This is a genomic window from Pseudorhodoplanes sinuspersici (genome assembly GCF_002119765.1).
Taxonomy (GTDB): Bacteria; Pseudomonadota; Alphaproteobacteria; order Rhizobiales; family Xanthobacteraceae; genus Pseudorhodoplanes; species Pseudorhodoplanes sinuspersici.
In genome coordinates this window covers 1,942,235-1,968,365 of sequence record NZ_CP021112.1, presented here as the reverse complement: position 1 = coordinate 1,968,365, position 26,131 = coordinate 1,942,235, and the positions used below count along the sequence as shown (strand labels likewise).

At 60.0% G+C, this 26,131-nt stretch carries 28 protein-coding genes and 1 pseudogene; 15 read left to right on the top strand and 14 right to left on the bottom strand.

The window, feature by feature from the left end; genetic code table 11:
- Positions 1-52 precede the first annotated feature (52 nt).
- Together CAK95_RS09620 and CAK95_RS09615 are read right to left on the bottom strand one after the other, a co-directional pair.
- Positions 53-514, bottom strand: coding sequence for a MaoC family dehydratase (locus tag CAK95_RS09620; protein WP_086087715.1), 462 nt, complete (start codon positions 512-514; stop codon positions 53-55).
- A complete protein-coding gene (locus tag CAK95_RS09615) occupies positions 511-1,914 on the bottom strand; it encodes an MATE family efflux transporter (protein ID WP_086091313.1) in 1,404 nt (467 codons plus the stop codon). Before CAK95_RS09615 ends, CAK95_RS09620 begins: the two co-directional genes overlap by 4 nt.
- 89 nt (positions 1,915-2,003) lie before the next feature.
- Here CAK95_RS09615 and CAK95_RS09610 point away from each other — a divergent pair, with 89 nt between their 5' ends.
- Complete coding sequence (locus tag CAK95_RS09610; protein WP_245303691.1) at positions 2,004-2,465, top strand: MarR family winged helix-turn-helix transcriptional regulator; 462 nt, start codon at positions 2,004-2,006, stop codon at positions 2,463-2,465.
- Between the two features lie 144 nt (positions 2,466-2,609).
- Here the strand turns inward: CAK95_RS09610 and CAK95_RS09605 are convergent.
- Positions 2,610-2,893 (bottom strand): annotated as a pseudogene (locus CAK95_RS09605) (GIY-YIG nuclease family protein).
- 67 nt (positions 2,894-2,960) lie between these two features.
- On the opposite strand from CAK95_RS09605, the gene CAK95_RS09600 reads away from it, so the two are divergent.
- Positions 2,961-4,256: a M24 family metallopeptidase gene (locus CAK95_RS09600; protein ID WP_086087713.1), complete on the top strand. Its 1,296-nt coding sequence runs from the start codon at positions 2,961-2,963 to the stop codon at positions 4,254-4,256.
- A 28-nt stretch (positions 4,257-4,284) separates the two neighbouring features.
- Here CAK95_RS09600 and CAK95_RS09595 read toward each other — a convergent pair whose 3' ends face one another.
- Complete coding sequence (locus tag CAK95_RS09595; RefSeq protein WP_086087712.1) at positions 4,285-5,244, bottom strand: AraC family transcriptional regulator; 960 nt, start codon at positions 5,242-5,244, stop codon at positions 4,285-4,287.
- Positions 5,245-5,389: 145 nt separating this feature from the next.
- On the opposite strand from CAK95_RS09595, the gene CAK95_RS09590 reads away from it, so the two are divergent.
- From CAK95_RS09590 to CAK95_RS09580, 3 genes are all read left to right on the top strand, one after another.
- Positions 5,390-5,773: a rhodanese-like domain-containing protein gene (locus CAK95_RS09590; protein WP_086087711.1), complete on the top strand. Its 384-nt coding sequence runs from the start codon at positions 5,390-5,392 to the stop codon at positions 5,771-5,773.
- 137 nt (positions 5,774-5,910) lie between these two features.
- Positions 5,911-6,387, top strand: a complete 477-nt coding sequence (locus CAK95_RS09585; protein WP_086087710.1) for a hypothetical protein — start codon at positions 5,911-5,913, stop codon at positions 6,385-6,387.
- A gap of 9 nt (positions 6,388-6,396) precedes the next feature.
- Positions 6,397-6,627 (top strand): hypothetical protein, encoded by a 231-nt coding sequence (locus CAK95_RS09580; protein WP_086087709.1) that lies wholly within the window; start codon positions 6,397-6,399, stop codon positions 6,625-6,627.
- A 141-nt stretch (positions 6,628-6,768) separates the two neighbouring features.
- Here the strand turns inward: CAK95_RS09580 and CAK95_RS09575 are convergent, their stop codons facing one another.
- Together CAK95_RS09575 and CAK95_RS29100 are read right to left on the bottom strand one after the other, a co-directional pair.
- Positions 6,769-7,482, bottom strand: a complete 714-nt coding sequence (locus CAK95_RS09575; protein ID WP_086087708.1) for a hypothetical protein — start codon at positions 7,480-7,482, stop codon at positions 6,769-6,771.
- A 122-nt stretch (positions 7,483-7,604) separates the two neighbouring features.
- On the bottom strand, positions 7,605-7,769 hold the full coding sequence (locus CAK95_RS29100) for a hypothetical protein (protein WP_157699576.1): 165 nt from the start codon (positions 7,767-7,769) through the stop codon (positions 7,605-7,607).
- A 505-nt stretch (positions 7,770-8,274) separates the two neighbouring features.
- Between CAK95_RS29100 and CAK95_RS09570 the strand changes: the two genes are divergently transcribed.
- Complete coding sequence (locus CAK95_RS09570) at positions 8,275-9,570, top strand: esterase-like activity of phytase family protein (RefSeq protein WP_086091312.1); 1,296 nt, start codon at positions 8,275-8,277, stop codon at positions 9,568-9,570.
- Here CAK95_RS09570 and CAK95_RS09565 read toward each other — a convergent pair.
- Positions 9,557-10,483 (bottom strand): LysR family transcriptional regulator, encoded by a 927-nt coding sequence (locus tag CAK95_RS09565; RefSeq protein ID WP_086087707.1) that lies wholly within the window; start codon positions 10,481-10,483, stop codon positions 9,557-9,559. The genes CAK95_RS09570 and CAK95_RS09565 overlap by 14 nt on opposite strands.
- Positions 10,484-10,597: 114 nt before the next feature.
- On the opposite strand from CAK95_RS09565, the gene CAK95_RS09560 reads away from it, so the two are divergent.
- The 3 genes from CAK95_RS09560 to CAK95_RS09550 all read left to right on the top strand — a co-directional run bounded on the left by CAK95_RS09560 (position 10,598) and on the right by CAK95_RS09550 (position 14,220).
- Positions 10,598-11,665, top strand: a complete 1,068-nt coding sequence (locus CAK95_RS09560) for a tartrate dehydrogenase (protein ID WP_086087706.1) — start codon at positions 10,598-10,600, stop codon at positions 11,663-11,665.
- Positions 11,666-11,784: 119 nt separating this feature from the next.
- The gene (locus tag CAK95_RS09555; protein WP_086087705.1) at positions 11,785-12,765 is read left to right on the top strand and encodes a tripartite tricarboxylate transporter substrate-binding protein; all 981 of its coding nucleotides are present in this window, start codon (positions 11,785-11,787) and stop codon (positions 12,763-12,765) included.
- Between the two features lie 378 nt (positions 12,766-13,143).
- Positions 13,144-14,220, top strand: a complete 1,077-nt coding sequence (locus tag CAK95_RS09550) for a tartrate dehydrogenase (protein WP_086087704.1) — start codon at positions 13,144-13,146, stop codon at positions 14,218-14,220.
- Between the two features lie 78 nt (positions 14,221-14,298).
- Here CAK95_RS09550 and CAK95_RS09545 read toward each other — a convergent pair whose 3' ends face one another.
- The 3 genes from CAK95_RS09545 to CAK95_RS09535 form a co-directional block, all read right to left on the bottom strand.
- A complete protein-coding gene (locus CAK95_RS09545; protein WP_086087703.1) occupies positions 14,299-15,228 on the bottom strand; it encodes a lytic transglycosylase domain-containing protein in 930 nt (309 codons plus the stop codon).
- Between the two features lie 178 nt (positions 15,229-15,406).
- Complete coding sequence (locus tag CAK95_RS09540) at positions 15,407-16,429, bottom strand: S1C family serine protease (protein ID WP_183044279.1); 1,023 nt, start codon at positions 16,427-16,429, stop codon at positions 15,407-15,409.
- A 340-nt stretch (positions 16,430-16,769) separates the two neighbouring features.
- A complete protein-coding gene (locus CAK95_RS09535) occupies positions 16,770-17,192 on the bottom strand; it encodes a VOC family protein (protein WP_086087701.1) in 423 nt (140 codons plus the stop codon).
- Between the two features lie 184 nt (positions 17,193-17,376).
- Here CAK95_RS09535 and CAK95_RS09530 point away from each other — a divergent pair, with 184 nt between their 5' ends.
- The 5 genes from CAK95_RS09530 (at position 17,377) to CAK95_RS09505 (ending at position 22,805) form a co-directional block, all read left to right on the top strand.
- A complete protein-coding gene (locus tag CAK95_RS09530; protein ID WP_086087700.1) occupies positions 17,377-17,757 on the top strand; it encodes a COG4315 family predicted lipoprotein in 381 nt (126 codons plus the stop codon).
- An 804-nt stretch (positions 17,758-18,561) separates the two neighbouring features.
- Entirely contained in the window at positions 18,562-19,797 is a 1,236-nt protein-coding gene (locus CAK95_RS09520) for a L,D-transpeptidase (protein WP_245303690.1), read from the top strand.
- Between the two features lie 236 nt (positions 19,798-20,033).
- Positions 20,034-21,014, top strand: coding sequence for a hypothetical protein (locus tag CAK95_RS09515; protein WP_086087698.1), 981 nt, complete (start codon positions 20,034-20,036; stop codon positions 21,012-21,014).
- A 64-nt stretch (positions 21,015-21,078) separates the two neighbouring features.
- On the top strand, positions 21,079-22,107 hold the full coding sequence (locus CAK95_RS09510; protein WP_086087697.1) for an LLM class flavin-dependent oxidoreductase: 1,029 nt from the start codon (positions 21,079-21,081) through the stop codon (positions 22,105-22,107).
- 29 nt (positions 22,108-22,136) lie between these two features.
- The gene (locus CAK95_RS09505; RefSeq protein WP_086087696.1) at positions 22,137-22,805 is read left to right on the top strand and encodes a dienelactone hydrolase family protein; all 669 of its coding nucleotides are present in this window, start codon (positions 22,137-22,139) and stop codon (positions 22,803-22,805) included.
- Between the two features lie 64 nt (positions 22,806-22,869).
- Here CAK95_RS09505 and CAK95_RS09500 read toward each other — a convergent pair whose 3' ends face one another.
- The 3 genes from CAK95_RS09500 to msrA form a co-directional block, all read right to left on the bottom strand.
- On the bottom strand, positions 22,870-23,553 hold the full coding sequence (locus CAK95_RS09500) for a polysaccharide biosynthesis/export family protein (RefSeq protein ID WP_245303689.1): 684 nt from the start codon (positions 23,551-23,553) through the stop codon (positions 22,870-22,872).
- 68 nt (positions 23,554-23,621) lie between these two features.
- Positions 23,622-24,176, bottom strand: a complete 555-nt coding sequence (locus CAK95_RS09495; RefSeq protein ID WP_086087694.1) for a TIGR00645 family protein — start codon at positions 24,174-24,176, stop codon at positions 23,622-23,624.
- Positions 24,177-24,293: 117 nt separating this feature from the next.
- Complete coding sequence (gene msrA / locus CAK95_RS09490) at positions 24,294-24,950, bottom strand: peptide-methionine (S)-S-oxide reductase MsrA (RefSeq protein ID WP_086087693.1); 657 nt, start codon at positions 24,948-24,950, stop codon at positions 24,294-24,296.
- A gap of 198 nt (positions 24,951-25,148) precedes the next feature.
- Here msrA and CAK95_RS09485 point away from each other — a divergent pair, with 198 nt between their 5' ends.
- Positions 25,149-25,646, top strand: coding sequence for a GlcG/HbpS family heme-binding protein (locus CAK95_RS09485; RefSeq protein WP_086087692.1), 498 nt, complete (start codon positions 25,149-25,151; stop codon positions 25,644-25,646).
- A 27-nt stretch (positions 25,647-25,673) separates the two neighbouring features.
- Here CAK95_RS09485 and CAK95_RS09480 read toward each other — a convergent pair whose 3' ends face one another.
- Complete coding sequence (locus CAK95_RS09480) at positions 25,674-25,991, bottom strand: hypothetical protein (protein ID WP_086087691.1); 318 nt, start codon at positions 25,989-25,991, stop codon at positions 25,674-25,676.
- Between the last annotated feature and the right edge of the window lie 140 nt (positions 25,992-26,131).

Below are 26,131 nucleotides of genomic sequence, written 5' to 3'. Positions count from 1 at the left end.
CGGCCAGACCTTCACGTTACCGCCAGTTGAGACGCTGCCCCGCGGCCGGTATTTAGCGCGCCGCCTTTCTCTGCACCACCAGATTCGACGTCATGACCTGCACCGGCTCGCCGTTCTGATTGAAGGTTGTCGTCCGCACCTTTACCAGTCCCTGGTCCGGCCGCGACTTTGACGGCCGCGTTTCAAGGACTTCGGACACCAGCCGGAGCGTATCGCCCGGACGTACCGCACGCGGCCAGCGGATATCCTCGACGCCGGCACCGATAATGCCGCCGGCAATCGGCAGGCCGCCATCGACCAGCAGGCTCATGGTCATCGATGCGGTATGCCAGCCGCTGGCGGCAAGACCCTTGAAGAAAGTGTCGGCGGCTGTGGCTTCATCGATATGAAACGGCTGCGGATCGAATTGCGCGGCATAGGCCTTGATGGCATCGGCGGTGACCGTTACCGATCGGGATTCGAATGTCTGGCCGGGAGAGAGATCCTCCAGATAGAGCGGCGCTTCAGTCGTCACGTCGTGCCCTCGTTTGGCGCCAGTTTGAGTGCGGTGGCGCCATCCACTTTTGTTTCCCGGCCACGAAACCAGACCCCCGAGGCAACTGCAATGACATTGAGCACGCCGTATATGGCGAGCGCCGCAGCGAGCGCCGCGAACACCCCGGCCGTTCCGGCGCCCAGCCGTACCATCAGCAAGCCACCCAAGGCTGCGATGGCGACGCGCAGCAAAGATGCCGCCATCGCCCAGCCGACACGCCCGGCACCTTGCGCCGCAAAGTAAAGCGCCAATCCGACGCCGAAGAAGCCATAGAACGGACCGACAATGCGCAGATATAGTGAACCCACAGCATTCATGGTTGCGTCTTCCCCGAACAGCGACAGCCATAGATGCGGCTCGACCGCGGCTGCAGCACCGATCAGACCCGTGATCACACCGGAAATGGCAGCACCGGTCCAGGCGATCCGCAGAGCGCGCTTGTTCTGACCCGCGCCGATATTGGTGCCGACCATGCTGGCGACCGGCGCGCCAAGGCCAAAGACAAGCGGCACGAGGAGATATTCAAGCCGCACCGCCGTGCCGAAACCGGCCACGGCAGCCGGGCCGTAGAAACCCACAAGCGCTGTTGCCGTCGCAATCGTGAGGTTGGTGGATATGCTGGCGATCGACGAGAGCAACCCGATCTTCAGAATGCCGCGCGCGAGCGACCAGCGAAACCGCTGCGGCTTCAAAGATGGCTGCAACACGCCACGGCCCGACCACACGAAATATGCAAACACAGCACTGCCGACGACATAAAAGACCACCACCGCTGCTGCGCCGCCGGCAATGCCGAAACCGGGCAGCGGACCGAACCCGAAGATCAGGATCGGCGACAGCGGAATCAGGATGACAGCGCCAACGGCAGTCACGGCAGCCGGCACGAACATGTTGCCAGTGCCACGGATCACAGCGGCAAGCGAGTTATAGAGCCACAGCGGAATTGCTCCCGCAAAGACGACATTGGAATAGATCAGGGCCGCCGAAAGCGAGCCATTCTTCCCGCCCATCGCACCATAGAGCAAAGGCGCGATGAGAATGACAACGAAGGTCGTCAGCAGCCCGAGCGACAGCGCGATCCAGACGGACTGCCAGGCCAGGGCATTCGCATTGTCGTCATTGCCGGAACCGAGTGCCCGCGCAACGGCCGAGAGGATGCCGCCACCCATCGCGCCGGCCGTGATCATGACGAACAGCATCTGGACCGGGAACACCAGCGCAAGGCCCGCCAAAGCATCTGTGCCGAGCTTGGCAATGAAATAGGTCTCGACCAGACCGATGGCAGCCTGGATCACCATCACCGCGACATTCGGCATGGCGAGCCGCAGGATCGTCCGCCCGATCGGGGCTTCCAGCAAAGCGCGGGTGCGCGGATCCATCAGGCTCTCCATCTCTTGATCGGCGGGCGTCATACGTGCATATGCACGTATTGACAACGTGTATATGCACGTGTTCTGGAATGCGAGCCATGCAAAACAAGATGGACGAAACGCCGGCCCTGGAACTTACGCACTGCAACTGCCTCGCGATCCGGCAGGCCGCGCGGCGGGTCAGCCAGTTCTATGACGCGCATCTGGCGCCACTTGGCCTGAAAAGCTCGCAATATTCGATATTGTCGAAGCTCTCGCGGCGCGGCCCGATGTCGATCAACGAGATCGCCGAGGCCATGGCGATGGATCGCACCACCACCAGCCGTGCCGTCCAGCCGCTGGAGCGCGATGGCCTCGTGAAGATCGAAGCAGCGGAGGACGGACGAAAGCGCGTGATCAACCTGACCGCGGCCGGCCGCGAGCGCGCGAAGGAAGCGCTCGCCGCCTGGAAGAAGGCGCAAAAGGAATTCGAATTGGCTTATGGTTCCGGCGCGGCAAAAAAGTTGCGCACGGCCTTGCGCGATGTGGTGAAAGCCATTCCGGAGATGGGCGCGGATTAGCCTCTGTGATAGATCTGGAGCCCGCCGCTCCACTCCGTCATCCTGAGGTGCCATCGCGCAGCGATGGCCTCGAAGGACGACGGCCCATATCGCACCGGCAGATCAGGGCCGCGCATCCTTCGAGGCTCGGCTTTGCCGGGCACCTCAGGATGACGGAGATAGTTTAGGCTTGCCGGCACGACGTTTCGCGAAGTGCTGAAGCACGTCCCAATTCCCCTCAACCAGCGCCTCCTTCTTAGCCCGGCTCCAACCCTTAATTTGCCGTTCCACCGCAATCGCATCGGTAATCCGGTCGAAAAATTGCGACCACACGAGTTCGACCGGGCGGCGCGAGAAAGTATATCCTTCGCGTGTTCCGCAAAGCGTTTCGTCAAATCGTTACCTGTGGCAGAACCGACATAATAAGATCCATCGCGGCAACGGAGCATGTAAACAAACGCGCCCATTGCAGTATAATAAATCAACTGGCGTGAATGTCATAGGGAGAGGAACCCCATGGACCAGACAGTTCGCAAGATCAGCGCCGAAGACATCAACCCGCGTCATAACTGGGGGCGGGCGCTGCCGTCTCTGGGCATCATGGGGGTCGATTTCGAGGAGCGCGTCGATTACCGCCGGCTGCATACTTACAGGCTCTCTCGCGCGCGGATGGCGCTGGATAATTCAGAGCTCGGCGCGCTGCTGGTGTTCGATGTCAACAACATCCGCTACCTGACCTCGACCAAGATCGGCGAATGGGAGCGCGACAAGCTTTCGCGCTGGGCGTTGCTGACACGCGGTTCGCCCGATCCGATCCTGTGGGATTTCGGCTCGGCGGCCGTGCATCACAAGCTGTATGCGCCATGGCTGAAGCCGAAAAATTGCAAGGCCGGTCTTGTCGGTTTGCGCGGCACGGTGGATCCGGCGTTCGGTCTGATGAAGCGGCATGCGGAAGAGATCGCAGCGCTGTTGCGCGAAGCCGGCGTTGCCGACATGCCGCTTGGTGTCGACATCATCGAGCCGCCGATGATGTTCGAACTGGAGAAAGCCGGGCTGAAGGTTAAGGACGGCCAGCAGGTGATGCTGGAAGCGCGCGAGATCAAATCGATCGACGAGATCGCGCTGCTCAATCGCGCTGCGGCGATGGTCGATGGCGCCTATGACCTGATCAACGAGAAGCTGCGGCCGGGCGTGCGCGAGAACGACATCGTCGCCGAGGTGAACAAGTTTCTCTACACCCACGGTTCCGATGATGTCGAAGCAATCAATGCGATTTCCGGCGAGCGCTGCAATCCGCATCCGCACAATTTCACCGACCGGCTGATCCGGCCGGGCGATCAGGCCTTCTTCGACATTTTGCAGAGCTTCATGGGCTATCGCACCTGCTATTACCGCACCTTCAATGTGGTGCGCGCGACCGACAGTCAGCGCGACGCCTACAAGAAGGCGCGTGAATGGCTCGACAATGCGATGGCGCGGATCAAGCCGGGCGCGATGACCTCGCAGATCTGCGAAGCGTTTCCGAAAGCGCCCGAGTTCGGCTTCCCCGACGAGATGAGCGCGTTCGGCCTGCAATTCGCGCATGGTTTGGGACTTGCGCTGCATGAGCGGCCGATCATCTCGCGTGTTGTGTCGATGGATCACCCGACCGAGATCAAGGAAGGCATGGTGTTCGCGATCGAGACCTATTGCCCGGCGACCGACGGCTATTCCGGCGCCCGCATCGAGGAAGAGGTCGTGGTCACCGACAAGGGCTGCAAGGTGATTTCGCTGTTCCCGGCCGAAGAGCTGCCGATCTCGGCGAAGTATTGAGGCGATCCATCCGCATACGGGCGGGGGATTAGCCCGCCGCCCGGTCGTCTCTCCAATGCGCAGGCGAGACGCCGAATTCGCGCTTGAAGGCGCGGCTGAAGGCTTCTTCCGACTGGTAGCCGACGGAATAAGCGAGCTGCGCGATGGTGGTCTGCTTCTCGCGCAGGTGCAGCTTTGCGGTCCGCAGCCGCCACACCGTCAGATAGCGGATCGGCGGCATGCCGACGAGCGAGGTGAAGCGATCGACGAAGGCGCTGCGCGACAACGCCACCTCCTTCGCCAAATCCTCGGCCGACCAGTCCTTGCCGATATTGCCGTGGATCAACGCCAGCGCGCGCCCGACATAAGGGTCGCGCAGTCCATTGAGCCAGCCGGTTTCGTTCTCCGGTAGGGTGGACGAGTATTCGCGCACGGCTTCGACCAGCAGCGTCTCGGATAGCCGCGACATCACGCTGGACGACGGCAGCTTGCCGACCGCAAGCTCGGACGCGGCAAACCGCACCGATGCCTCCACCCATTCCCGCGAAGTGGCTTCTCGCAGATCGAGCTTGAGCATACGCGGCAACGCGGCGATTAACGGATTATAGCCCTGCTCGCTCGCCAGAAAGCCGCAGATGATCTTCGTGACATCGCCTCCGCCGCCGTGATCGACGCGGGCAAGTCCGCCGTTGGCGGCGGGCTGGATCAGGGTTCCGGTCCGCACCAGCGGCAAGCCGTGCGCGCTTGCGAGGATGTGGCCGTCATTGCCCGGAAACAGCAACACCTCGCCGGCACTGACCTCAATCGAGGGCTCGCCGGGAATCGATGCCAGCAGCCTGCCTTCGATGATCACGTGGTAGGCAATAAGCTGGGTGGGTGTTGCGAGGAAAGGCTTGACGTCGTCTGCGTCCATGTTCGCCGTCACGCACCACGGCGCGGTGAAGCGCGCATCGAGGAAGACACCGCCAGTCAACCGAACCATCCGCAGCACTTCCGATAAGGCATCCATCGGTGCAGCAATCCTGGACGGACGATCAAGCGATCCGGCGTGGCAATCATTCGTTGAGCCAGCCCGCAAGTCTATTTAGCGCGTCATCGCAAAGCCGCCAACTGGCGGTTGCGCTCTTCAGACTAGCTGCAAGACGGAGGAAACCATGTCAGCTAACGTGAAAGCCATGCTCGAAGTTGCGAATGCCGCCGTTCCGCGTATCGACCCTACGCAGGCCCGAGACATGATCGCTAAAGGTAACGTTCTGGTGATTGATGTCCGCGATGCGCCCGAAATTCAGCAAAGCGGCAAAATAGCCGGCGCTATCAATGTCTCGCGCGGCATGCTGGAATTTCGTGCCGATCCGGACTCGCCGTACCACGACAAGAATTTCGAACGTCAGCGATCGCTGATCCTGTATTGCGCATCGGGCGGGCGCTCCGCGCTTGGCGCAAAGACCCTCAAGGACATGGGCTACGAGCGCGTCTACAACCTCGGCGCCCTCAAGGACTGGATCGCGGCCGGCGGACAGGTCGAGAACGCGGCGTAGCACGCAACGGCTGATGGCGGCGTCTGCGGTCTGCCCCGGTACAAGCCGTCAGCCATCCTTTCAAGTGAGCCCGGAAGCGCACCGGCGGCGCGAGCCGCCGGGCGATCGCGCGCGCCTTCAATCATCAGGAGACGAACATGGCCAGCTTTGTGATCAACGCCTCGAACAGCGTCGTTACCAGTGTCAACAACGTGCATGCCTTTTCCGGCGATACAGGGGGCTCTCTCATTGCGACCGGCGTCAACGGCCTGGGCGCCTATCTCGCCAATACCGGCGGCTGGAAAGCCGCCATCAACGGTGTGATCAAATCCGGCATGTCCGACGGAATGCTGTTCGCGGAGACCTCCGCAAAATCGACTGTGACCATCGGCGCAAATGGAGAGGTAAGCGGACGAACCGGCCTGTTTCTCGAAGCCCCGGTGACAGTCAACAACGCCGGAACGATCGTTGGAAACAACTACGGTATTTTGATCCAGACCAGCGGCGCACTGGACGGCACATTTCTCTGTTCTTCGTGCGCAAGCGGGAACCAGAATCGTTTCTCATGCGCTTGTGGTTCCGGGCGGGAGGAATGGTCGAAAGATCCAATTCCACCAGATCGAAACACGCTCTAAACTGGCACCATGAGCCAGTACCCGACCCCGAATTATCGCACACCGAAACAGGCGGCGGAGCACCGCGCCTATATGATCCGCACCATCTTGTGGCTCGCGGCTATTCCGCCGCTGCTGTTCCTCGTGATGGTCTATGGCTATAGCGATCAGGCGCCGGCATTCCTGCGCGATCTGACCGTGCAGCTCGATGCCATGTTCGGACGTCCGGTCTGGTCGATCATCACGCCGACGCCGAAATAACTTTTCGGGAAATGCACCCGCACTCTCTTTTTGTTTGAGCATGATCCTTTCGGAAAACCAGTCCCCACTTTTCCGGATCATGCTCTAACAAAAATGCCCGCTTCACGCGGGCATTTTTCATTTCACATCTATGATAGGCAATCAGCGCTGCCGGGCTGGCCCCTGCATGAAACTCGAAAAGTTCATGCCGGAACTCCTGGTGTTCAGATCGGCCATCCGTTTGATGAACTGCTCGGGCAGATACATGTTCGGATTCGGCGGATCGAGATTGGCCGCACGCGCGATATCCGCGGCGAAGGCATTGCAGTTGTAAGTCGTGGCATGCCACGTGGTCTTGGTCGCCTTCAGCCGATTGATCGCCGCTTCGACCTTGCGATACTCGGCCTCGGTGAGCGTCACGCAGAAGCGCGCCGTGAGATATTGCTCGTCGAGATCGCCCCAGGACGCGCCGGTTTCCGACGGGACCGGAACCATCATGCCTTGCATGTAGACCTGCGGGTCATCGCCCTTTGGATGCAGACCGGCGACCTTGTAGCTCGCAAAGCGATTGCCCTGGCCGAGCCGACCGTAGAACACGAATGTGTGGCCATAGCTGACCGCCGTGCGCGAACGGAATTCGACGAAGTAGGGCTTGCCTGGCGAACGTGCGGCCTTGCAGCCGCTCGAGTTAACTGGAATCCGGATCGGCTCGCGATTGGGCCCCTGCACTTGCCTTTGTGCAGGTTTCTGTTTCGGCTTTTCAACGGTAACAGGCGGCAAATTGGTGGATTGGGCATAAGCCTCAAGTCCGGGCATCACAGTCAGCACCGCCGCCGCAATGCTGAGGATGCCCGAGTAAAGTCGTCTTGCCTGCATTCAACACTCCCCGAGACAGAACGAGGTACGTGACACATCACGAAGATCGTCGGCGCTCGTGTCAAGCAGCCTCGACGGAAACAAGACCTGCGTCGGACGCGACGCAGGATACGGCCTCAAGATCAATCACGCTCGTCGAGCGATTCGATCAATTGACGTGGGCAACAAACAAAAAAACGGCGGATGCGGGCATCACCGCATACGCCGATTTTTTCAACACGCCAGCAGGCTCCGCACAAATCGAAGATTTGGGCAGCCAACAGCATGCCATGAAAGGGGCCGGCCAAGCCGGCCCTTTTCTCGACCTGCTATCAGTACTTGGCGACGACCGGCGCTTTGCCGACCGGAGCCTTGCCGTACTGGGTGCAGCCAGCGGCGCTCAGGAGAGCGAGAACCGCAGCGGTTGCAATCAGAGTCTTCTTCATTGGGAGCCCCCAGAGTGAATCAACATGGCCAGCCTAAATGATGTCGCAACTTGGCCACTAGTGCTTATTTGCCACACAACGTTAACTAAATGACTAAAAAAGCTCGATTTCCACTGCAAGGAGGCCGTATCTGGTCATCTTCCATCAACCGGCTACCACAATTGCGCCACTCAATTTTGGCGGCGCAGAATTTTTGAGGCCAAAGCCGTACCGGCCAGTGGATAACGGGGGAAACCGAGCTCTGGCATCCCGGGGGCCTTCTTAGCGAAATCAGCATCAATCCTTTGCCTCCCAAGGCCGGATTGTGAGATGACCAGCCGGTCCGGCTGCAGATGACCCGCCGCCGTGTCCAGAACCGATGGCGCCGATGCGTATTCGTCTTACGACCCTGTGTTTGCTGACCCTGACCCTAACCCTCCCGGCGCTCGCCTCCGACATTTCCATCCGCGAATACCGCAGCGATGACACCCTGCTGCAGATGGGCCGCTACCGGTTTGACAACGGCCGCGCCATCAATCTCTCCGTGGGCATCGGCAGCGGCGCTTTTCGCCACCCCGACGACCCGCCGGACGTGATCTGGACGATCGGGGATCGTGGCCCCAACCTCACCTGCGGCGACCTCAAATCGATTGCGCATGTCGAACTACCGGCCTGCCGCGAGATCAGGAATGCCCGGATCTACCTTGCACCGTCTTATGCACCGTCGATCTATCGCGTGCTGCTGCAGGACGACGGCCTATTCCGCATCACCGATGTCATTACGTTGAAGGATCGCAACGACCGCCCACTCAACGGCCTGCCCAATCCGCTGCAGACTGCGACCACCGAACTCCCGTTCGACGGCCACGGAAAGCCGCTTAAACAAGACGTGCATGGCATCGACGCGGAGGCGCTGGTCCGGCTCACCGACGGCACCTTCTGGATCGCCGATGAGAACGGGCCCTCGATCGCGCATGTCAGTGCCGACGGCCGCATCATCACACGTTACGTGCCGCAGGGCACCGAGAGCGATTACGAAGGCGCACGCTATGATGTGGTCGGCGCCTTGCCTGCGATTCTGGCGAAGCGACAGTCCAATCGCGGAATCGAGTCGATCGCCATTTCGCCGGATGAGCGTTTTCTCTATGTGATGATGCAAAGCCCGCTGGCCAATCCGGACACCGCGGCGTTTCGCAAGGCGCGGAATACGCGCCTCCTCAAGATCGAACGTACGTCGATGCAGATTGTCGGCGAGTTTGTCTATGTGATGGACGATCCGAAAAGCTTCCGCCGCGATCCGTCCGACAGCCCGGCTGATCCCCGCATCAGCGAAATCCTGGCGATCGGCCTCGACAAACTGATCGTGCTGGAACGGACCGAGGGAACAACAAAGCTCTACGAAACCGACCTCGCTGCCGCGACCAACATCCTGGGAACGCCTTGGGACGACATCAAGACGGAGCCGACGCTGGAGCAGATCGATGTGGCCGATGCTGCAATCACGCCTGTGCCCAAAAAGCTTTGCTTCGACAGCGCCGATTTTCCGTCGATCGTCGGCAAGACAGAAGGGCTCGCACGACTCAACGACAACGCGATTGCGCTTATCAATGACGACGATTTCGGAATCAGCGGCGCGCAGACGCAGATTGTCGTGATCCGTGGTTTGAACTTTACTTCGCCTTGAGGGGTTCGAACCCGCGCTTTCGCGTCAGCGCGGCCCAGAAGTTTTCCGCTCGTTCACTTTGTCTCGCACGCGGACGGAACAGGCGGATCTCGATGGCAATATTCCATCGTTCGTCACCGGCCGGGACCAGACGCCCCTTCGGTGCAAGATCGTCAGCCGCGAGGCTGGCTGGAATCCAGCCCACGCCACGGCCATCGCTTGCCATTGTCTTGAGTGCGATCGCAAGATGCGACGTGAAAACCGGCTTAAGCCAGACCGGCGGGGCCTCCTTCGCGCGAACCGAGGCCAGGATACGCCCGATGCCCGACCGCTCGCTGTAAGCAAGATGCGGGACCGGCGCATTGGGTGTGCCGGGCAGAGAGAATTGCGGCGCTCCGTCGCTGGACGCGACGGTCAACGGCATAAGGATATCCTGCCCGAGCGGCGTCGATAGAAAATCCTGCGGATCAAGCTTGTGCGATGCGGCAGGATGGTAATGACACAGCAGAAACTGCGCTTGTCCGCTGAGCATGACCTTCTCGCAAGCCTGCATATTGTCCGCAATCAGCTCGACAGGACCCAGCGCCATCGTCTCTTCCAGCTTGCGCATCCATGCGGGAAAGAATGTCAGCGACAACGCGAAGGTGGACACAAAGCGCAGCGATGAAGCCAGCGATTGCGCTTCGAGCGCCTCTTGCCGGGCCTGGTAAAGGCGCCTCAAAACGTCCTGCGCAACCGGCCGAAATTGCGCGCCAGCCGCGGTCAAAGCGATACGGTGGCTGCTGCGATCGAACAGCGGAACGCCGATCCAGAGCTCGAACGCCCGCACCCGCCGGCTGAAGGCCGGTTGGGTCATATTCCGGCGCTCGGCCGCCCTCGAGAAGTTGAGGCACTCGGCCAATGCCAGAAAATCTTCGAGCCATGCCAGTTCCATTATTTCCTCGACCGCAGGATCGCCTTATTACCACGCGGCATCAATTCATGCCGATATGGCATTTCGCAGAAAAGCAATCGTCCTGCATACAATCAAACAAGACATGGAGTTCGAATGAACGACTACAGGATCGCCGCGATTCCGGGCGATGGTATCGGCAATGAAGTGCTGCCCGAGGGCATCCGCGTCCTTGAGGCTGCCGGCAAGCGTTTCGGCCTTTCCTTCACCTTCGATCATTTCGACTGGAGCTGCGAGCACTACGCCAAGCATGGCCGCATGATGCCGGAAGGCGGTCTCGATTTGATCCGCAAGCATCATGCGATTTTCCTCGGCGCGGTCGGCTTTCCCGGGGTCCCGGACCACGTGTCGCTGTGGGGATTACTGATCCCGATCCGGCGCGACTTCAACCAATACGTCAATCTGCGTCCCTGCCGCGTGCTTCAAGGCATGAAAAGCCCGCTCGCCGGCCGCGGACCGGACGACATCGACTTCTATGTCGTGCGTGAAAACGTGGAAGGCGAATATTCCGAGATCGGCGGGCGCATGTTTCGCGGCACCGAGCATGAAACGGCGATGCAGGAATCGATCTTCACGCGGCGCGGCACCGACCGCGTGATGCGCTATGCCTTCGAGCTTGCACGCAAGCGGGCAAAGAAGCACGTCACCTCCGCCACCAAGTCGAACGGCATCGTCCATACCATGCCGTTCTGGGACGAACGCTTCGCCGCGATGAAGGCGAATTATCCCGACATTCGCGCCGACCAGTTCCACATCGACATTCTCACGGCGCATTTCGTGCAGCATCCGGACTGGTTCGACGTCGTGGTCGGCTCCAACCTGTTCGGCGATATCCTCTCCGATCTCGGTCCGGCTGTTGCCGGCTCGATCGGTATCGCCCCATCGGCCAACATCAATCCGGAGCGCGAATTCCCGTCGATGTTCGAGCCGGTGCACGGCTCGGCACCGGACATTGCCGGCAAGGGCATCGCTAATCCCATTGGTCAGATCTGGTCCGGCGCGATGATGCTGGAGCATCTCGGCCACAAGGACGCCGCCGACGCCGTGGTGCGTGCGATCGAGGTTGCATTGGCAGATCCCAAGGCGCGGACCCGCGATCTCGGCGGCAGTGCAAATACGGTCGAGTGCGGCCGCATCATCGCGGAGGCTGTTGCGACCGCGTGACGGTTTGAACCTGGTGCACGATCAAACGCAATGATCGCGCATCAGGTTGAAAGGCCAAGGGCCGAAAACAAGGCCCGCAAGAAGAAACGGACATAACAAACGTCCAACAGGAGGAAACGATGAACATCCTGACGCGCCTTGCCGGCGCGATTGCGCTTTCGTTTGGCCTGACGTCCGGCGCCCTTGCTCAATATCCCGACCGAGCGATCACCATTATCGTGCCGTTCGCGGCCGGCGGCCCGACCGACATCATCTCGCGCATCATCGCCGATCCGATGAGCCGCATCCTCAAGCAACAGGTGCTGGTGGAGAATGCCACCGGAGCCGGTGGCACGGTTGGTGTGACGCGCGCGAAGAATGCGGCACCCGACGGCTACACGCTTCTGATGGGCAATCTCGGCACGCAGGCCGCCAGCGTCGGCCTCTATCCGAAGCTGGCTTATGACCCGCGCACCGACTTCGAGCCGATCATCAACACCGCCGGCACGCCGATGCTGGTGGTCGCCAAAAAGGATCTGCCGGTCAAGGATTTCAAGGAATTCATTGCTTACGTGAAAGCCAATGCATCGAAGATGAATTACGGCACCGGCGGCATCGGCGCGACATCGCATCTCACCTGCCTGTTCCTCGATTCACTGCTTGGGGCGAAGCCGACGCATGTGCCGTTCCGCGGCTCGGGACCGGCGCTGAATGCATTGCTCGGCGGCCAGGTCGATTATGTGTGCGACCAGACCGTCGGTGTTGTGCCGAGCATTCAAGGCGGGCAGGCGAACGGCCTTGTTGTGGCGATGCCGGAGCGGCTTGCGGTGGTGCCAAACGTTCCGACATCGAAGGAACAGGGTTTGCCGGAATTTCAGGCGGTCGGATGGAACGCGTTGTTCGCACCCAAGGGCACACCGAAAGACATCGTCATGAAAGTGAATGCCGCCGTGCGCGCGGCGCTCGATGACGAAGGCACGAAGAAGCGCCTGCTTGACCTCGGCGCCAACCTGCCGACGGAAAACGAGCGCACACCGGAATGGCTTGCCCAACACGTCTCCAAAGAAATCGACAAATGGGTGCCGGTGATCAAGAAGGCCGGCGTGACGGTGTCGCAATAGCTATCCCCTTTACCTCCCCCTGAAACGGGGAGGTCGACCGTCATAGCGAAGCTAAGACGGTCGGTTGGGGGGCACTTTTCGACTTACGCTCTCCAACCGATAAGACCCCCTCCCCGACCCTCCCCCTTGCCGAACTCGGGTGTTCCCGAATTCGGCCACCAGTAAAGTGTGCCGAAGTCGGAAACATCCGACTTCGGCTGGGAGGGAGTTCACTGCGACAATTGATGAACTGACGAACGGAATAGAAACTATGCGCAAACACAAGATCGCAGCGATTGGCGGTGACGGCATCGGGCCGGAAGAAGTCGGAAACATCCGACTTCGGCTGGGAGGGAGTTCACTGCGACAATTGATGAACTGACGAACGGAATAGAAACTATGCGCAAACACAAGATCGCAGCGATTGGCGGTGACGGCATCGGGCCGGAAGTCATTTCGGCGGGCCTCGATGTTCTTGACGCCTGTGCGAAACGCGATGGCGGCTTTGCGCTCGAGGTCACGCATTTCGACTGGGGCTCGGACTATTACAAGAAGCACGGCGTGATGATGCCGGACGGCGGCGCCGACAAGTTGCGCTCATTCGATGCCATCTATTTCGGCGCCGTTGGCGCACCCGATATTCCCGATCATGTGACATTGTGGGGCCTTCGGCTCGCGATCTGCCAGCCGCTCGATCAATACGCCAATGTCCGGCCGACGCGCATTTTGCCCGGCATTACCAGCCCATTGCGGCATGTGACCGGACCGGAACTCGACTGGGTGATCGTGCGCGAGAATTCGGAAGGCGAATATGCCGGCGTCGGCGGACGCGTGCATAAAGGCTTGCCGGAAGAAGTCGCGACCGATGTGGCGATGTTCACACGGCCGGGCGTAATACGCATCATCCGCTATGCGTTCGAACTGGCGCGCTCGCGTCCGCGCAAATTGCTGACGGTGGTGACGAAATCGAACGCGCAGCGGCATGGCATGGTGATGTGGGACGATATCGCCGCCGAGGTCGCGCGCGAGTTTCCTGACGTCACGTGGGACAAGATGCTGGTCGACGCCATGACCATGCGGATGACGCTGCGGCCGCAAACGCTCGACACCATCGTCGCGACCAACCTGCATGCCGATATTTTGTCCGATCTCGCAGCGGCGCTGGCCGGTTCGCTCGGCATCGCGCCGACCGCCAATCTCAATCCAGAACGCAAGACGCCGTCGATGTTCGAGCCGATCCATGGATCGGCCTTCGACATCACCGGCAAGGGCATCGCCAATCCGGTCGGCAGTTTCTGGACCGCGGTGATGATGCTGGAGCATCTTGGCGAGAATGCCGCCGCCGCGCGTTTGATGAAAGCGGTCGAACGCGTCACCGCCGATCCGTCGCTGCACACGCCCGACCTCGGCGGCAACGCGACGACGAAGCAGGTGACGGAGGCCGTGATGCGGGCGGTAGAAGCGGAGAATGAGTAGATCTCATTCCGCCTCGTCCGGAGGAACATTACAAAGCAATGTGCGTCTCGAGGAATGAAGGGAGAAATTCCAGCAAACCTACCCCTTGTTCTTCAGCACCATGCAGGCGCCACCAGCCTTTCTTAGCTTGTCGCACAATTCGTCTGCCGCCTGGCGCGTATTGGCACCGATGCGCACCTGATAGAAAGCGCGAGAGCCACGCGTGCGCAGAAGCGAAGATTGGATGCCGGGGTCTTTGCCCGAAAGCAGGCCGCTGAAGCGCCGCAATGCCCGCGCATAACTGGCCATCGCCGTGTCACGCGAGAAACCGGCGGCAAGTTGCACGCCCCAAGGCTGCGATAGTGCCCGAACAACGCGCTTGGTCAGGTTCTCCATGAATGGCGTCGGCGATTTCTTCAGCATCGCCATCAGTTCGCCGCAGCCTGGTCTGCGCTTGGCCTCCACCTTCTTGTCTTCGGTTTTCTCGCTGGTCTTTTTGCGTTCGGCCGCCCAATCATCGACGGTGACTCCCGTGATCGCCGACACGTAATTGCGCGTTTCACCAGGCATATTACCATCGCCATCGAGCCACTCGCGCACGCGGCGGGGGCCGGCATTGTAGGCTGCGGCGGCAAGACCGAGATTGCCGAACTGGCGCCAGAGCTCTTTCAGAAACTCCGCCGATTTCGGCAGCGCCTGGACGGGATCGAACGGATCGAGCAAACCGCGTTCTGCCGCGGTCGCCGGCATGAACTGCGCCATGCCCTGCGCGCGATGACCGTTGCGGGTCACCGGCCCAACGGCATCGACGCGGAAGCGGCTCTCCTGCCAGATCACGCGCGCAAAGAATTCAACCGGCAGGCCGTGATCACGCGCGGCCGATTCAATCATCATGCAGATGGAATCGTCGGGGGTCGCAGCCTGCGTTTCAGCGCTGCCGCCAAATGGCAGCAGGAAAAATACCAGCGCCCTGCCAAATCGCAGGGTCGCATGCCTGAACCAGGAAAACTTTCTTGTTTCGCCCAGCATGCCGCACCGACGTCAAGCTGGTGCGGATCGCTTCAACGTGTTCGCATGACGAACACGTTCTCGTTGTCTTTCAATGAGCCTCGCCATGGCTGCGGCGCAGAAAGGCGCTTCGCGCTTCAACCCGATCCTCACGCATTCGGCACACTCGTCCACGTCACAACCTCCGGGCGGATCGACGTCAGAACGTACTCTTCAACTTGAGATGATCCATGCGATTGATCGATTGCACGTCGAAATGCTGGCTCTGCCCATCGCGCTGCACATCCAGCGGCACGGTGGCGCCGGCTATGCCGATCGACCAAAGCTTGCGGTAGAAATCCGGCAGCGTTTTCGGTGTGTCGCCGGCGACATTCGTGATCAGATCGCCCCGCCGCAGCCCGGCCTTTTCGGCCGGACTATTGGGCGTCACACGCGACACCAGCAGACCATCTTCCGACGGCTGCGTATTCACTCCGATCCATGGCTTCGGATTGCCGCCGGCAGCGCCGTTGGCGATCAGGTCGGCAAGGATCGGCATCAGCAGATCGGTGGGCACATACATATTGCCGGCGGTGCCACCGCCATTGCCTGGCGCATCGCCAACGATCAGCGAACCGACGCCGACGAGCTTGCCTTCGCGGGTAATGAGTGCGGCGCCGCTCCAATGTGAATGAGCCGGCGCGGTATAGATCGCGCCTTCGATCAGATATTCCCAGGACCCTGCGAACTCGCGCCGCGACACCACAAAGGCCGGCGCAATGCCATCACGGCCGCCGAAGCTTGCCGCCAGCACCGGCTCGCCGACCTTCAGATCGCCGGATTTGCCGAACGGCATCGAGCGCACCTTCAAAGGCGCCACCGCCTTGAGCAGCCCGAAGCCGGTATCATTATCGTAGCCGACCACCGTCGCCGGGATACGGCGGCCATCATTGGTGATGGCCTCGGCGGCATGCGCCTCGACCATCAGGTAGCCGATGGTCAGGATGAGGCCGGAATCGTCGATCACGATTCCGGAGCCGTCACGCTCGGCGCCGAGATTGTCGACCGTGCGGCCGTCCGGGTTGATGTAGGTTTTGATCCGCACCACCGAGGACAACAGGTCTTCGGTAATCGGCTTGCTCTGATCCTGCGCGAATGCCGCACGGTTGCCACCGGGCAATGCTGACAAGGTCAGTACCGAGACCAGCAACAGCACCATACGCAACCGCAGTGACTTTCGCATCAAGGCCCCCTTTGGCTCATCGCCCGGCCGACTCGAGTTCATGCAAAGTTCGACACAAAACTCCAAAGAAGCTTCGACGAAACTTTCAGCGACGATTCGTCGATGCTCTATCGGTGCTCGCGTGGAGCAAGCTCAGTCGTCCTTCATCCCTATCGGACCTTATTCGAAACCTCGGTCGAATCGGGCTGCAAGACCAATACCAAATATAGGGGGATGAATTGCCCGCAGGACAAGAGGCATCGTGGTCACAGCAGATGATTTTGCAGAGCTTGGTAGCCAATCCCGAACACGCGCCCCAAAATTTGTCGGGCAACTTTTAGATATTCCGGAACGCCTTCGATTACGATGCCCACGGGTCATACGTTCCGAATGTCCAGACATGGCCCTCGATGTCGCGGCAGGTATAGTCGCGCCCACCGTAATCCTGCGTCACCAGGGGAATAACGATCTCGGCACCGGCCACCTTGGCTTGTGCATGATGCGCATCGGCATCGGCGACCACAAGATAGATGCTTTGCGTCGCCCCGCCGACATCGCGCGGTGACTTCATCAATTGGCCGTAGCCGTTGTCCTTCACGGATCCAACCATGACCATGGCATTGCCGCAGACCAGTTCGGCATGCGCGATGGTGTCGTTCTCGCCCGGCACCACCATTTTCTTTTCAAAGCCAAATGCGTTGCAAAGAAACGCGATGGCAGCCGGCGCATCGCGATAGGTCAGGCATGGCACGATCGGCGATTTGGTGGTCGCAGCTTTGAGCATGTAATTCTCCTGTTTATTGTCGGTTTGAAGAGACGGGCCCTGGATAGAGAGCGGCAGGCATGGCGCATGAAAATTTATTCCATGCGATCATCAGAATGTGACCGAAAAATTTCCGGAATAAATGTCGCAGGCACTGGGTTCATCGCGGCATAGACTGTTGCCGCAGTCTTCCGAGGAGGTCCCAATGAAAAAATTTCTTCTGGTCGCTGTTGCAGCCACAAGCTTCATCGCGACTGCCTTGGCGCAGACAGCACCGATCAAAACTGGTGACAGCGCGAAAGGCAAAGTTCTCACCGACGAAAAGGGCATGACGCTCTACATTTTCGACAAGGACACGGCCGGCAAATCCGTTTGTAACGGGCCATGCGCAACCAACTGGCCGCCGCTGATGGCGGGTGGCGACGCGCAAGACCAAGGCCCCTACACCGTCATCGTCCGCGATGATGGCAGCAAGCAATGGGCTTACAAAGGCAAGCCACTCTATACTTGGATCAAGGACACCAAGCCCGGCGACATTACTGGTGACGGCGTCGCCAACAATACGTGGCACATTGCAGCGCCGTAGCGAGCGGTACGACACATCGTCATGCGCGCTCGCAGTCAAGCTTGCGCAAACTGCGAAACTTGTTTGCGCAGGGCACGACGATATCGGCGCTTCGATAGTGTCGGCAACCTCTCCGCCCTGAGCGATTGTGACGACCGGCCAAGCACCCGGTGTCCTTCGCGAGATATTTGAAAAGGTGCCACGCCGAATTGCGCAGCGGCGGCTGGAATCTGGCGCCGAGTTCTCCGAATTATTGCGCCACCACGATCGAGATCACCGGCACCGAAGGCTCGCTGTTGCCAATGACAACTGCCGCGACAACTGCCTCAATACCGTTGCCAACGGCACCCAGTATCCGATGTCGATATGCCGGGCGGGCAGGTCGACCATGTCTATGCCGGCCAGATGGGGCCGGAAACCCATCCACGTTCCGGAATCCTGCATCATGGACCGCCCGCCGAGGCTACGCCGGAAAGCGCTCGGACGGTGATGCCATGCTATCTGGCCGCAAAAACGAGCCGGTCGAAATCCCCCTGACCAATGAGATCCTGGCCGGGATTGCCGACATGGTCAAAACGCAGCGGGCACCTGTGGCCTGGGGGTTACAGGTTTTTCCGCATGCAGCCGCTAAAGGGGGGTGGACGCGGCAGGCAATCTGCTTCGCCGTGAATCTTTCGGTAGGGAGTACTTTAGGCGTGTTTCCGCTTGGGTTCCGTTTGGATTCCGTATGGTTTCTGCTCGATTCTTGCGGATTTTCACCTCGCCTTCATACTGCCCTAACTATCACTTAGACGAACCGCTCCTTCCTAGGGGGACTGCATCAAAATGCGGCGTTTGGTCTTGTTGTCTTCAGTGGCGACCATTGGTCTCGGCATTGCTACGGCTTCGGCGCAATACACCTCTCCGCCTGGCGGATATCGCGACGGGATCATGGCAGCAGAACCGGACGACAGCCGGTACACACCGCGCGCGATGCCGCGTTCATCGAGTTACGATCCGCCCGTGGAAAGCCAGCCGCTGCCGTCTCTCCGTGGCGAGGCCACCACCTCTTACGGCGCACCGCCGCAGGCGATGCCGAGCGAAAGCCTGCCGCCGTCGCAGGATCGCAATTACGGCCGCCCAACCTACGGCGCCGCGCCGTCCAACGAACCTTATGCCTCGAATGCTTATCCCGATCAGGGTGGCGGCAACTACTCTAATCCCTACCAAAGCCGGCCATCGTATCAGGCCGCGCCATCGTATCAGGCGGCGCCGTCATATCAGGGCGGCCCCTCTTCACCGCCCCCGGGCCAGTATCCGGGCGGGCAACAATATGGATCCGGTGGGCAGTATAATTCCGGTGGTCAATACAATCCGGGCGCGCCGTATCATCCTGGCGAGCAGTATGGATCGGCACGTCCTGACATGCCGCGTCCGCCAGCTGCAGTCGATGGCTATCGACCGAGCTACGGCGCTGCTCCGACCAATCTCGCACCCGGCATGAACACAGCGCCTGGCGCTCAGGGCCGCACCACCGTTGCCGCCCTGCCGCCGGAAGATCAGCCGGAAATTGGCCAGCCGAAAGAACTGCCGCCGCAATTCCGGCGCCAGATCGTCGACTACAAGACGAAAGAGCCTGCCGGCACAATCATCATCGATACCCCGAGCACCTTTCTTTATTACGTGAACGGTGACGGCACCGCGATCCGCTATGGCATCGGCGTCGGACGTGAGGGTTTCACTTGGAAAGGCACTGAAAAGATCACCCGCATGGCGGAATGGCCGGACTGGCACCCGCCGGCAGAGATGATCGAGCGTCAGCCTTATCTGCCGCGCTTCATGGCCGGTGGCGAAAGCAATCCGCTCGGTGCGCGCGCGCTGTATCTCGGCAAGACGATCTATCGCGTCCACGGTACCAACCAGCCATCGACGATCGGCCAATTCGTGTCATCGGGCTGCATCCGGATGCTGAACGAGGATGTGCAGGATCTCTATACACGGGTGAAGATCGGCACGAAGGTTGTCGTGCTCGGTGACGGCAAAGGCGGCCCCACCGCCTCCAATACCTCCGCTACGCGGTAAGGTGATAACGCCGCCGTCGGGAACGCTTCCCGGCGGCGATTTCTTGTTGTCCGCCCACAACTTATCCAAATTCTTTGCATGACGGGCCCGGGCGAATCAGAAAGATTCGCGCGTTGGGGCTGCGTGCCGTCAATGCACGCTGACGTGATGTTTTGTGCGCCAGCCTTTTGTTGATTTGCGTGTGTATTGCGCCCGGTGGGGCGACCGAACGATCCTCGTTACCCGGATCCATATTTATGCTTCCCGATCTTCGGGTTGTTATGATTGCCGTGATCTCGACGTTCCTGTTCACAGTGAGCGTCGGCTTCTACACGTCGTCACGGCTCTTGAACGAACCGCGTAAGTCGCGCTCCGAGTCGCTGGCGTCGCTTGAGGACAGTCCGATCAGCCGCATCGCATTGAACTGGCCGGAACCGGTTCAGCAAACAGCGCAATTGGATCTCGATTTCGCGGTGACGTTGAATGGCTCACGCAATCCGGTTCGCGATATCACCCACGAGACGCTCGAGACTCAGGCGGAATTGAGGGCACCGGAATCGCATATCACCGCCACCGATACAGCTCCGCAAAATCCGGCACCATCCGCCAGTGAGACAGCAGCAAAAACGGAAGAGCCGGCTGTCAATGCCGAAGCCGCACCGGAGGAAGAACCAGCCTCCATTGAGGCTGCGCGCGACACTCTCACCGCGCTCGATATCGAGCCGTCAACGGCCGGCGTGACACTTGTGACGCAAGGCGCAGAAGCCATTGTCGCTCCTCCTCCGCCAGCTGAAACACCGGTGACGACGGTGTTGACGATCCCGGCACCCGAGCCAGACACACTGACCGACGAGCCAATTCGCGATCAGATCGCTCAATCGGACAAGCCTAACACCGCAGCCGAGGCCAAATCGGAAGATCAATCCGGCCCGGAAGCGACCGGCACTATTACGGTTCAGGACAGCGACATTCCGATACCGCAGGCAAAGCCCGATCGCGCCGATCCGACGGCAAAAAAGGCTATCATCGTGACCAAGCGGCCGAGAAGATCCGTCAGGTTCAGCCAGAGACGTCCTCGGCCACGCCTGAAACCCGCCCCCAAGCCGACGACAACTTTCTTTTTTCCGTTCAACCTTTTCGTCCTACGGCCCAACCAACCTAACCAATTCAACCAATTTAATCAGTTCAATCAATCCAACCAGTTCAACCAATCCACCCCAACCGTTCAAACACGCTGACATTTCAGCCTGGGCGTCTTACATCGGTTTAAAGGCTCGCTCCTGTGCCTGACAACAAGCCGACATGACATCGCTCTCGATCCTCGATCTCTCCCCTGTTCCAGCCGGCGGCTCTGCGGCGCAATCGCTGCGCAACAGCCTCGATCTCGCGCGGCATGCCGACACGCTCGGTTTCACGCGGTACTGGCTGGCGGAGCATCATAACCTCGCGAATATCGCAAGTTCTGCACCGGACATCATGATCGGCCAGATTGCGGCGGTCACGAAGAACATGCGCGTCGGTTCTGGCGGCGTGATGCTGCCCAACCACGCGCCCCTGATGGTGGCAGAACGCTTCAAAGTGCTTGAAGCACTGTTTCCCGACCGGATCGATCTCGGTCTTGGCCGCGCGCCGGGCACCGACCATGTCACATCGATTGCCTTGCGACGGCGGCAAGATGTGCGTGAAGACGACGACTTCCTCGATCGCTTTCAGGAATTGCTACTGCTCGAAAACAATGGCTTCCCGAAAGACCATCCCTTCAGCAGCGTGCATGCGATGCCCAATGACGTCACGCTGCCGCCGATTTTTCTGCTCGGCTCGAGCGATTACAGTGCGCAGCTTGCAGCATCGATTGGCGCTGGTTTTTCCTTTGCACATCATTTCGCCAGTCATGATGCTGCCGATGCGATGCGCATCTATCGCGAGCGATTCCAGCCGTCGCAACATCTCGCCATGCCCTTCGCTATTCTTGCCACCGCGGCGGTCGTCGCGGAAAACGCTGACGAAGCCGACCATCTCGCTTCGACCATCGATCTCAATTTCGTACGCCGGGCGAAAGGCGTGTATGCACCGCTGGAAAGTCCGGAGGTCGCAATGGCCTATGACTATTCGCCGGCGGATCGTGAGCGCATCAAGGAGAACCGCAAGCGGCTGTCGGTGGGCACCCCTGCGATGGTCAAAGAACGGCTTGACGCTCTGGTCGAGACGACCCTGGCAGACGAAGTGATGATCACCACCATGCTCTACGATCATGAGGCGCGAAAGCGGTCCTATACATTGCTGGCGGAGGCTTTCTCACTCACGGCGGCTCATGCTAAGTCGCCTGCCTAAACCATCGTTTCCGTGACAAGGAGAGAGCCTTGGGCAAGCATTTAACGCTCACCGCCACCGACAATCATTCGCTTGGCGCCTATCGTGCCGATCCGTCCGGCACGCCAAAAGGTGCGATGGTGGTCGTGCAGGAAATTTTCGGCGTCAACCACCACATCCGCAATGTCTGCGACCGGATGGCGGCCGAGGGCTATGTCGCTATCGCTCCCGCCTTGTTCGATCGCATCGAGCGCGATTTCCAGTCCGGCTATTCGGCCGATGAAGTCGCCCATGCCCGCACATTTATCGGCAAGATCGACTGGAGCAAGATGCTGCTGGATGTTCAGGCGAGCCTCGATGAGGTGAAATCGGTCGGTCCGGTCGGCGTCATCGGCTTCTGCATGGGTGGAACGGTGGCGTTTCTCGCAGCGACGCGTCTGGATGGCCTGTCGGCGGCGTCCGCTTTCTACGGCGGCGGAATCGTCAAGTTCGCCGATGAGAAACCGAAATGTCCGGTGCAGATGCATTTCGGCGAACAGGACACCGGCATCCCGATGTCGGATGTCGAGATCATCAAGCAGAAGCGACCGGATACGGAAATCTTCACATACCCGGCAGGCCATGGCTTCTGTTGCGACGAGCGTGCAAGTTATAACGATGAAAGCGCCAAACTTGCATGGCAGCGCACGTATGAGTTTCTCGGCAAGCACATGAAGTGAAGCACGCTCGAGCTTTCCGGCTTTGATGAAATCAAAGCCGGGTTCGCACTTTCGGCATCATGCTCTAGAACCAGCGCTCTTTCACTGTAATCGTATCGCCTGGCCGCATAGGATAATCGGGCGGCACCGGACCGCGCATCGCCTCGCCATTGAAGTTGCGCGAGAGAATGATGTCCGTCTTGCTCGCGCGCGGCGCGAAGCCACCCGCAATAGCCACCGCGGCTTCGACGGTCATATTCGGCACATAAGGATATTGGCCAGGCGCATTGACTTCGCCGAGGATGAAAAAGGGCCTGTACACCTCGACTTCCACCGACACGTATGGATTGCGAACATAGCCATTGCGCAGGCGGCCGGTGATCGCACGCGACAGGTCTGCCGTGGTAAGACCGCGCGCTGGCACGGAACCAATTAAAGATATCGACACATTTCCGGACGCATCGACGATGTAGGAATTGGTCAGGCCTTCTTGCCCGAAGACCTGAATGCGCAACCGGTCGCCCGCATCGAGCTGATACGGCGCATCGTATCCGGTAACGCCTCCGGCCGGTCCGTAAGGCGCACCCCCTGCGAGCACGACCGGCGGAGCGACAGGCGCCTGCATCACAACGGGCGCCCCCTGTGCCGGAACCTGTTCGACCAGACCCGGCTGTTCCGCGACATAGGCCTGCCGGCGCGCGCAGGCAGACAATGCCAGCGCAACCAGCATCATTACGGAGAAGCGGCGGAACTGGACATGGGGCCGCATCGGCGAATCCGGGCAAAAGTTCAAGCCCGATTAACGCCGTGTATGGTTAACAAAGTGTCTCCGCAGGCTTACTTCGCCGCCTCTCGTGCGAGTTTCCGCTTTGATGCGGGCATCTCCTCTGGCGGCTTGCCCTTCTCGGAGATCCGATCCGAGACCGCGATGACCAGCATCGACCCCAGAAAAACAACGTGGATGCCGGCCAGCCACCAGAGCTTCTTGTCGTCATAGCTACCGACGTTCATGAAGGCCTTGAGCACCTGAATGGCCGATATCGCCACGATTGACGACATCAGTTTCATCTTCAGGCCGCCGAAATCGACCTTGGTCATCCATTCCGGACGATCATGTGAGTCTATCTCCAGGCGCGAGACGAAATTCTCATAACCGGAAAAGATCACGATCAGAACCAGATTGCCAACCAGCACCAGATCAATCAGCGCCAGCACGCCGAGGATGACTTCGGATTCGGAGGCGATGTGAATCTTGACAACGAAAGTGAAGAGCTGAACGAGAAAATGGATCAGCAGTAACAACAGGCTGACAACGAGACCGATATAGAACGGCGCCAGCAGCCAGCGACTCTGGAACAAAAAAGCTTCGATAAAATGTTCGTATCTTCGCATGTGCCCCTCGACGCAAAGGATGGCATCAACGCCGCAGGGAACGCAATGGTTGCTGCTGTGCCGCAACAAAAAGCGGGACCCGAAGGGTCCCGCGCCTAATTCACTGTGATCGGCCGATCAGGCCGCAACGCCGGTCCCGATCGGACAGCTCACGCCCGTACCACCGACACCGCAATAGCCGGCCGGGTTCTTGGCGAGATATTGCTGATGATAGTCTTCGGCAAAATAGAATTCCGGTGCGTCGATAATTTCCGTCGTGATGTCGCCATAGCGCTTGTCCGCGAGAGCTTTGGCATACATCGCCTTCGACTCCTCGGCGGCTTTACGCTGAGCATCGTTGAAAACATAGATGCCAGACCGATATTGCGTCCCGATATCGTTGCCCTGCCGCATCCCCTGGGTCGGATCGTGGTTCTCCCAGAAGGTTTTCAGCAGCGTCTCGTATGAGATCTTCTTCGGGTCGAACACGACCAGCACCACTTCGTTGTGGCCGGTGCGGCCGGAACAGACTTCCTCATAGGTCGGATTCGGCGTCGATCCAGCAGCGTAGCCCACGGCCGTGACGAAGATGCCATCGCCGAGCTGCCAGAACTTGCGTTCCACGCCCCAGAAACAGCCTGCACCGAATATCGCCATCTCGGCACCTGCCGGATACGGCCCTTTCAGCGGGTTGCCGTTGACGAAATGATGGGTGGCGGTGGGGATCGGGGTGTTTCGGCCCGGCAATGCCTCAGCCTTGCTCGGAATAGTCAGCGACTTCTTGAAGGTGAACATGAATAACCTCCTGAAATTCTGGCGCTAATATATGTTTGCGGCGGCCTGAATGCATCGGCCGCGTGGGTTACGACTTGGCAACGAAACCGGCATAGCTGTGGCGTCGGCAAAAGGTCGCCCCGACTTCCCCTTGCCCCTTGTTCCCCTTATGCTGCCGCCGACCCGGCCGCTCGGCCTCCGGCCCGATCAGGAGATGCCATGAAATTCCCGTTGCCTGCGCTCGCGCTTGCCGCGTTCCTGTTTGCAGGACCCGCCGCTGCCCAGCAATCGGCGCCGCCGCCCTACGGCGCGCCCATCACACTGGATCTGGCCAAGAAAATCGTGACGGCAGCCGAGGCCGAGGCTGTGAAGAATAACTGGCAGGTGTCGATCGCCGTCATCGACAGCGGCGGCCATCTCGTCATGCTGCAGAAGCTGGACAATACGCAGCTCGTGTCGATCCGGGTGTCGGAGGCCAAGGCCAAGACGGCGTTGGGATTCCGTCTGCCGACCAAGATGCTGGAGGACGCCGTGACGGCCGGGGGCGCCGGGACTCGTCTCCTTGCGCTCGAGGAAGTCGCGCCGTTCGAGGGCGGCTTCCCGATCATCGTCGACGGGAAAATCATCGGCGCCATTGGCGTTGCCGGGGTCTTTTCGTCGCAGGATGCCCAGGTGGCACGCGCCGGCCTCGCCGCAATCGGAAACCCGAGCCGGTGATTGTTCGGGATTGCTCTGCGGCCACTCTTACCGAGCGTAGCCGATGAGGGGCTTACGTCTGCGGCCCAGCAGGATGAAGATCGTTCCGACGACCCCGAAGATCAGCCAGGCTGGCTGATCGAGAATAGTGGTAATCCCCGGATCCCAGACCTGCGCCGGCAGATTTGCTTGCACTCGTGCCTGCGCCGCCTGCAAACTCGCGGCATGGATGTCGGTCCAGAGCTGTCCGAGCTTGTAAATATAGACCCGGCTATCGGCGATCGATTTGGCGCCGTCATACATCAAAAGGATAAAGCCGGCGGCAAGCGCGATAACGCCGATCAGTCGGAGCAACGAACGAATCATAATAGCTTCCCCGGAACCCGGATATAGGAGCGGTTCGGCGCGGACGCGAGTGGCGCCTTGATACCGGCCCCGGCCAACCCGTTCAACATGATTGGACGTGATCGATCCCATTCCGGTTCATCACTTGAGGCCCATCCATT

Bases quoted from the DNA above. Each gene is read 5' to 3' on its own strand.
- CAK95_RS09615 (WP_086091313.1), bottom strand. From the start codon at position 1,914: ATGGATCCGCGCACCCGCGCTTTGCTGGAAGCCCCGATCGGGCGGACG.
- CAK95_RS09610 (WP_245303691.1), top strand. From the start codon at position 2,004: ATGCAAAACAAGATGGACGAAACGCCGGCCCTGGAACTTACGCACTGC.
- CAK95_RS09600 (WP_086087713.1), top strand. From the start codon at position 2,961: ATGGACCAGACAGTTCGCAAGATCAGCGCCGAAGACATCAACCCGCGT.
- CAK95_RS09595 (WP_086087712.1), bottom strand. From the start codon at position 5,244: ATGGATGCCTTATCGGAAGTGCTGCGGATGGTTCGGTTGACTGGCGGT.
- CAK95_RS09590 (WP_086087711.1), top strand. From the start codon at position 5,390: ATGTCAGCTAACGTGAAAGCCATGCTCGAAGTTGCGAATGCCGCCGTT.
- CAK95_RS09585 (WP_086087710.1), top strand. From the start codon at position 5,911: ATGGCCAGCTTTGTGATCAACGCCTCGAACAGCGTCGTTACCAGTGTC.
- CAK95_RS09580 (WP_086087709.1), top strand. From the start codon at position 6,397: ATGAGCCAGTACCCGACCCCGAATTATCGCACACCGAAACAGGCGGCG.
- CAK95_RS09575 (WP_086087708.1), bottom strand. From the start codon at position 7,482: ATGCAGGCAAGACGACTTTACTCGGGCATCCTCAGCATTGCGGCGGCG.
- CAK95_RS09570 (WP_086091312.1), top strand. From the start codon at position 8,275: ATGCGTATTCGTCTTACGACCCTGTGTTTGCTGACCCTGACCCTAACC.
- CAK95_RS09565 (WP_086087707.1), bottom strand. From the start codon at position 10,483: ATGGAACTGGCATGGCTCGAAGATTTTCTGGCATTGGCCGAGTGCCTC.
- CAK95_RS09560 (WP_086087706.1), top strand. From the start codon at position 10,598: ATGAACGACTACAGGATCGCCGCGATTCCGGGCGATGGTATCGGCAAT.
- CAK95_RS09555 (WP_086087705.1), top strand. From the start codon at position 11,785: ATGAACATCCTGACGCGCCTTGCCGGCGCGATTGCGCTTTCGTTTGGC.
- CAK95_RS09550 (WP_086087704.1), top strand. From the start codon at position 13,144: ATGCGCAAACACAAGATCGCAGCGATTGGCGGTGACGGCATCGGGCCG.
- CAK95_RS09545 (WP_086087703.1), bottom strand. From the start codon at position 15,228: ATGCTGGGCGAAACAAGAAAGTTTTCCTGGTTCAGGCATGCGACCCTG.
- CAK95_RS09540 (WP_183044279.1), bottom strand. From the start codon at position 16,429: ATGCGAAAGTCACTGCGGTTGCGTATGGTGCTGTTGCTGGTCTCGGTA.
- CAK95_RS09535 (WP_086087701.1), bottom strand. From the start codon at position 17,192: ATGCTCAAAGCTGCGACCACCAAATCGCCGATCGTGCCATGCCTGACC.
- CAK95_RS09530 (WP_086087700.1), top strand. From the start codon at position 17,377: ATGAAAAAATTTCTTCTGGTCGCTGTTGCAGCCACAAGCTTCATCGCG.
- CAK95_RS09520 (WP_245303690.1), top strand. From the start codon at position 18,562: ATGCGGCGTTTGGTCTTGTTGTCTTCAGTGGCGACCATTGGTCTCGGC.
- CAK95_RS09515 (WP_086087698.1), top strand. From the start codon at position 20,034: ATGCTTCCCGATCTTCGGGTTGTTATGATTGCCGTGATCTCGACGTTC.
- CAK95_RS09510 (WP_086087697.1), top strand. From the start codon at position 21,079: ATGACATCGCTCTCGATCCTCGATCTCTCCCCTGTTCCAGCCGGCGGC.
- CAK95_RS09500 (WP_245303689.1), bottom strand. From the start codon at position 23,553: ATGCGGCCCCATGTCCAGTTCCGCCGCTTCTCCGTAATGATGCTGGTT.
- CAK95_RS09495 (WP_086087694.1), bottom strand. From the start codon at position 24,176: ATGCGAAGATACGAACATTTTATCGAAGCTTTTTTGTTCCAGAGTCGC.
- msrA (WP_086087693.1), bottom strand. From the start codon at position 24,950: ATGTTCACCTTCAAGAAGTCGCTGACTATTCCGAGCAAGGCTGAGGCA.
- CAK95_RS09485 (WP_086087692.1), top strand. From the start codon at position 25,149: ATGAAATTCCCGTTGCCTGCGCTCGCGCTTGCCGCGTTCCTGTTTGCA.
- CAK95_RS09480 (WP_086087691.1), bottom strand. From the start codon at position 25,991: ATGATTCGTTCGTTGCTCCGACTGATCGGCGTTATCGCGCTTGCCGCC.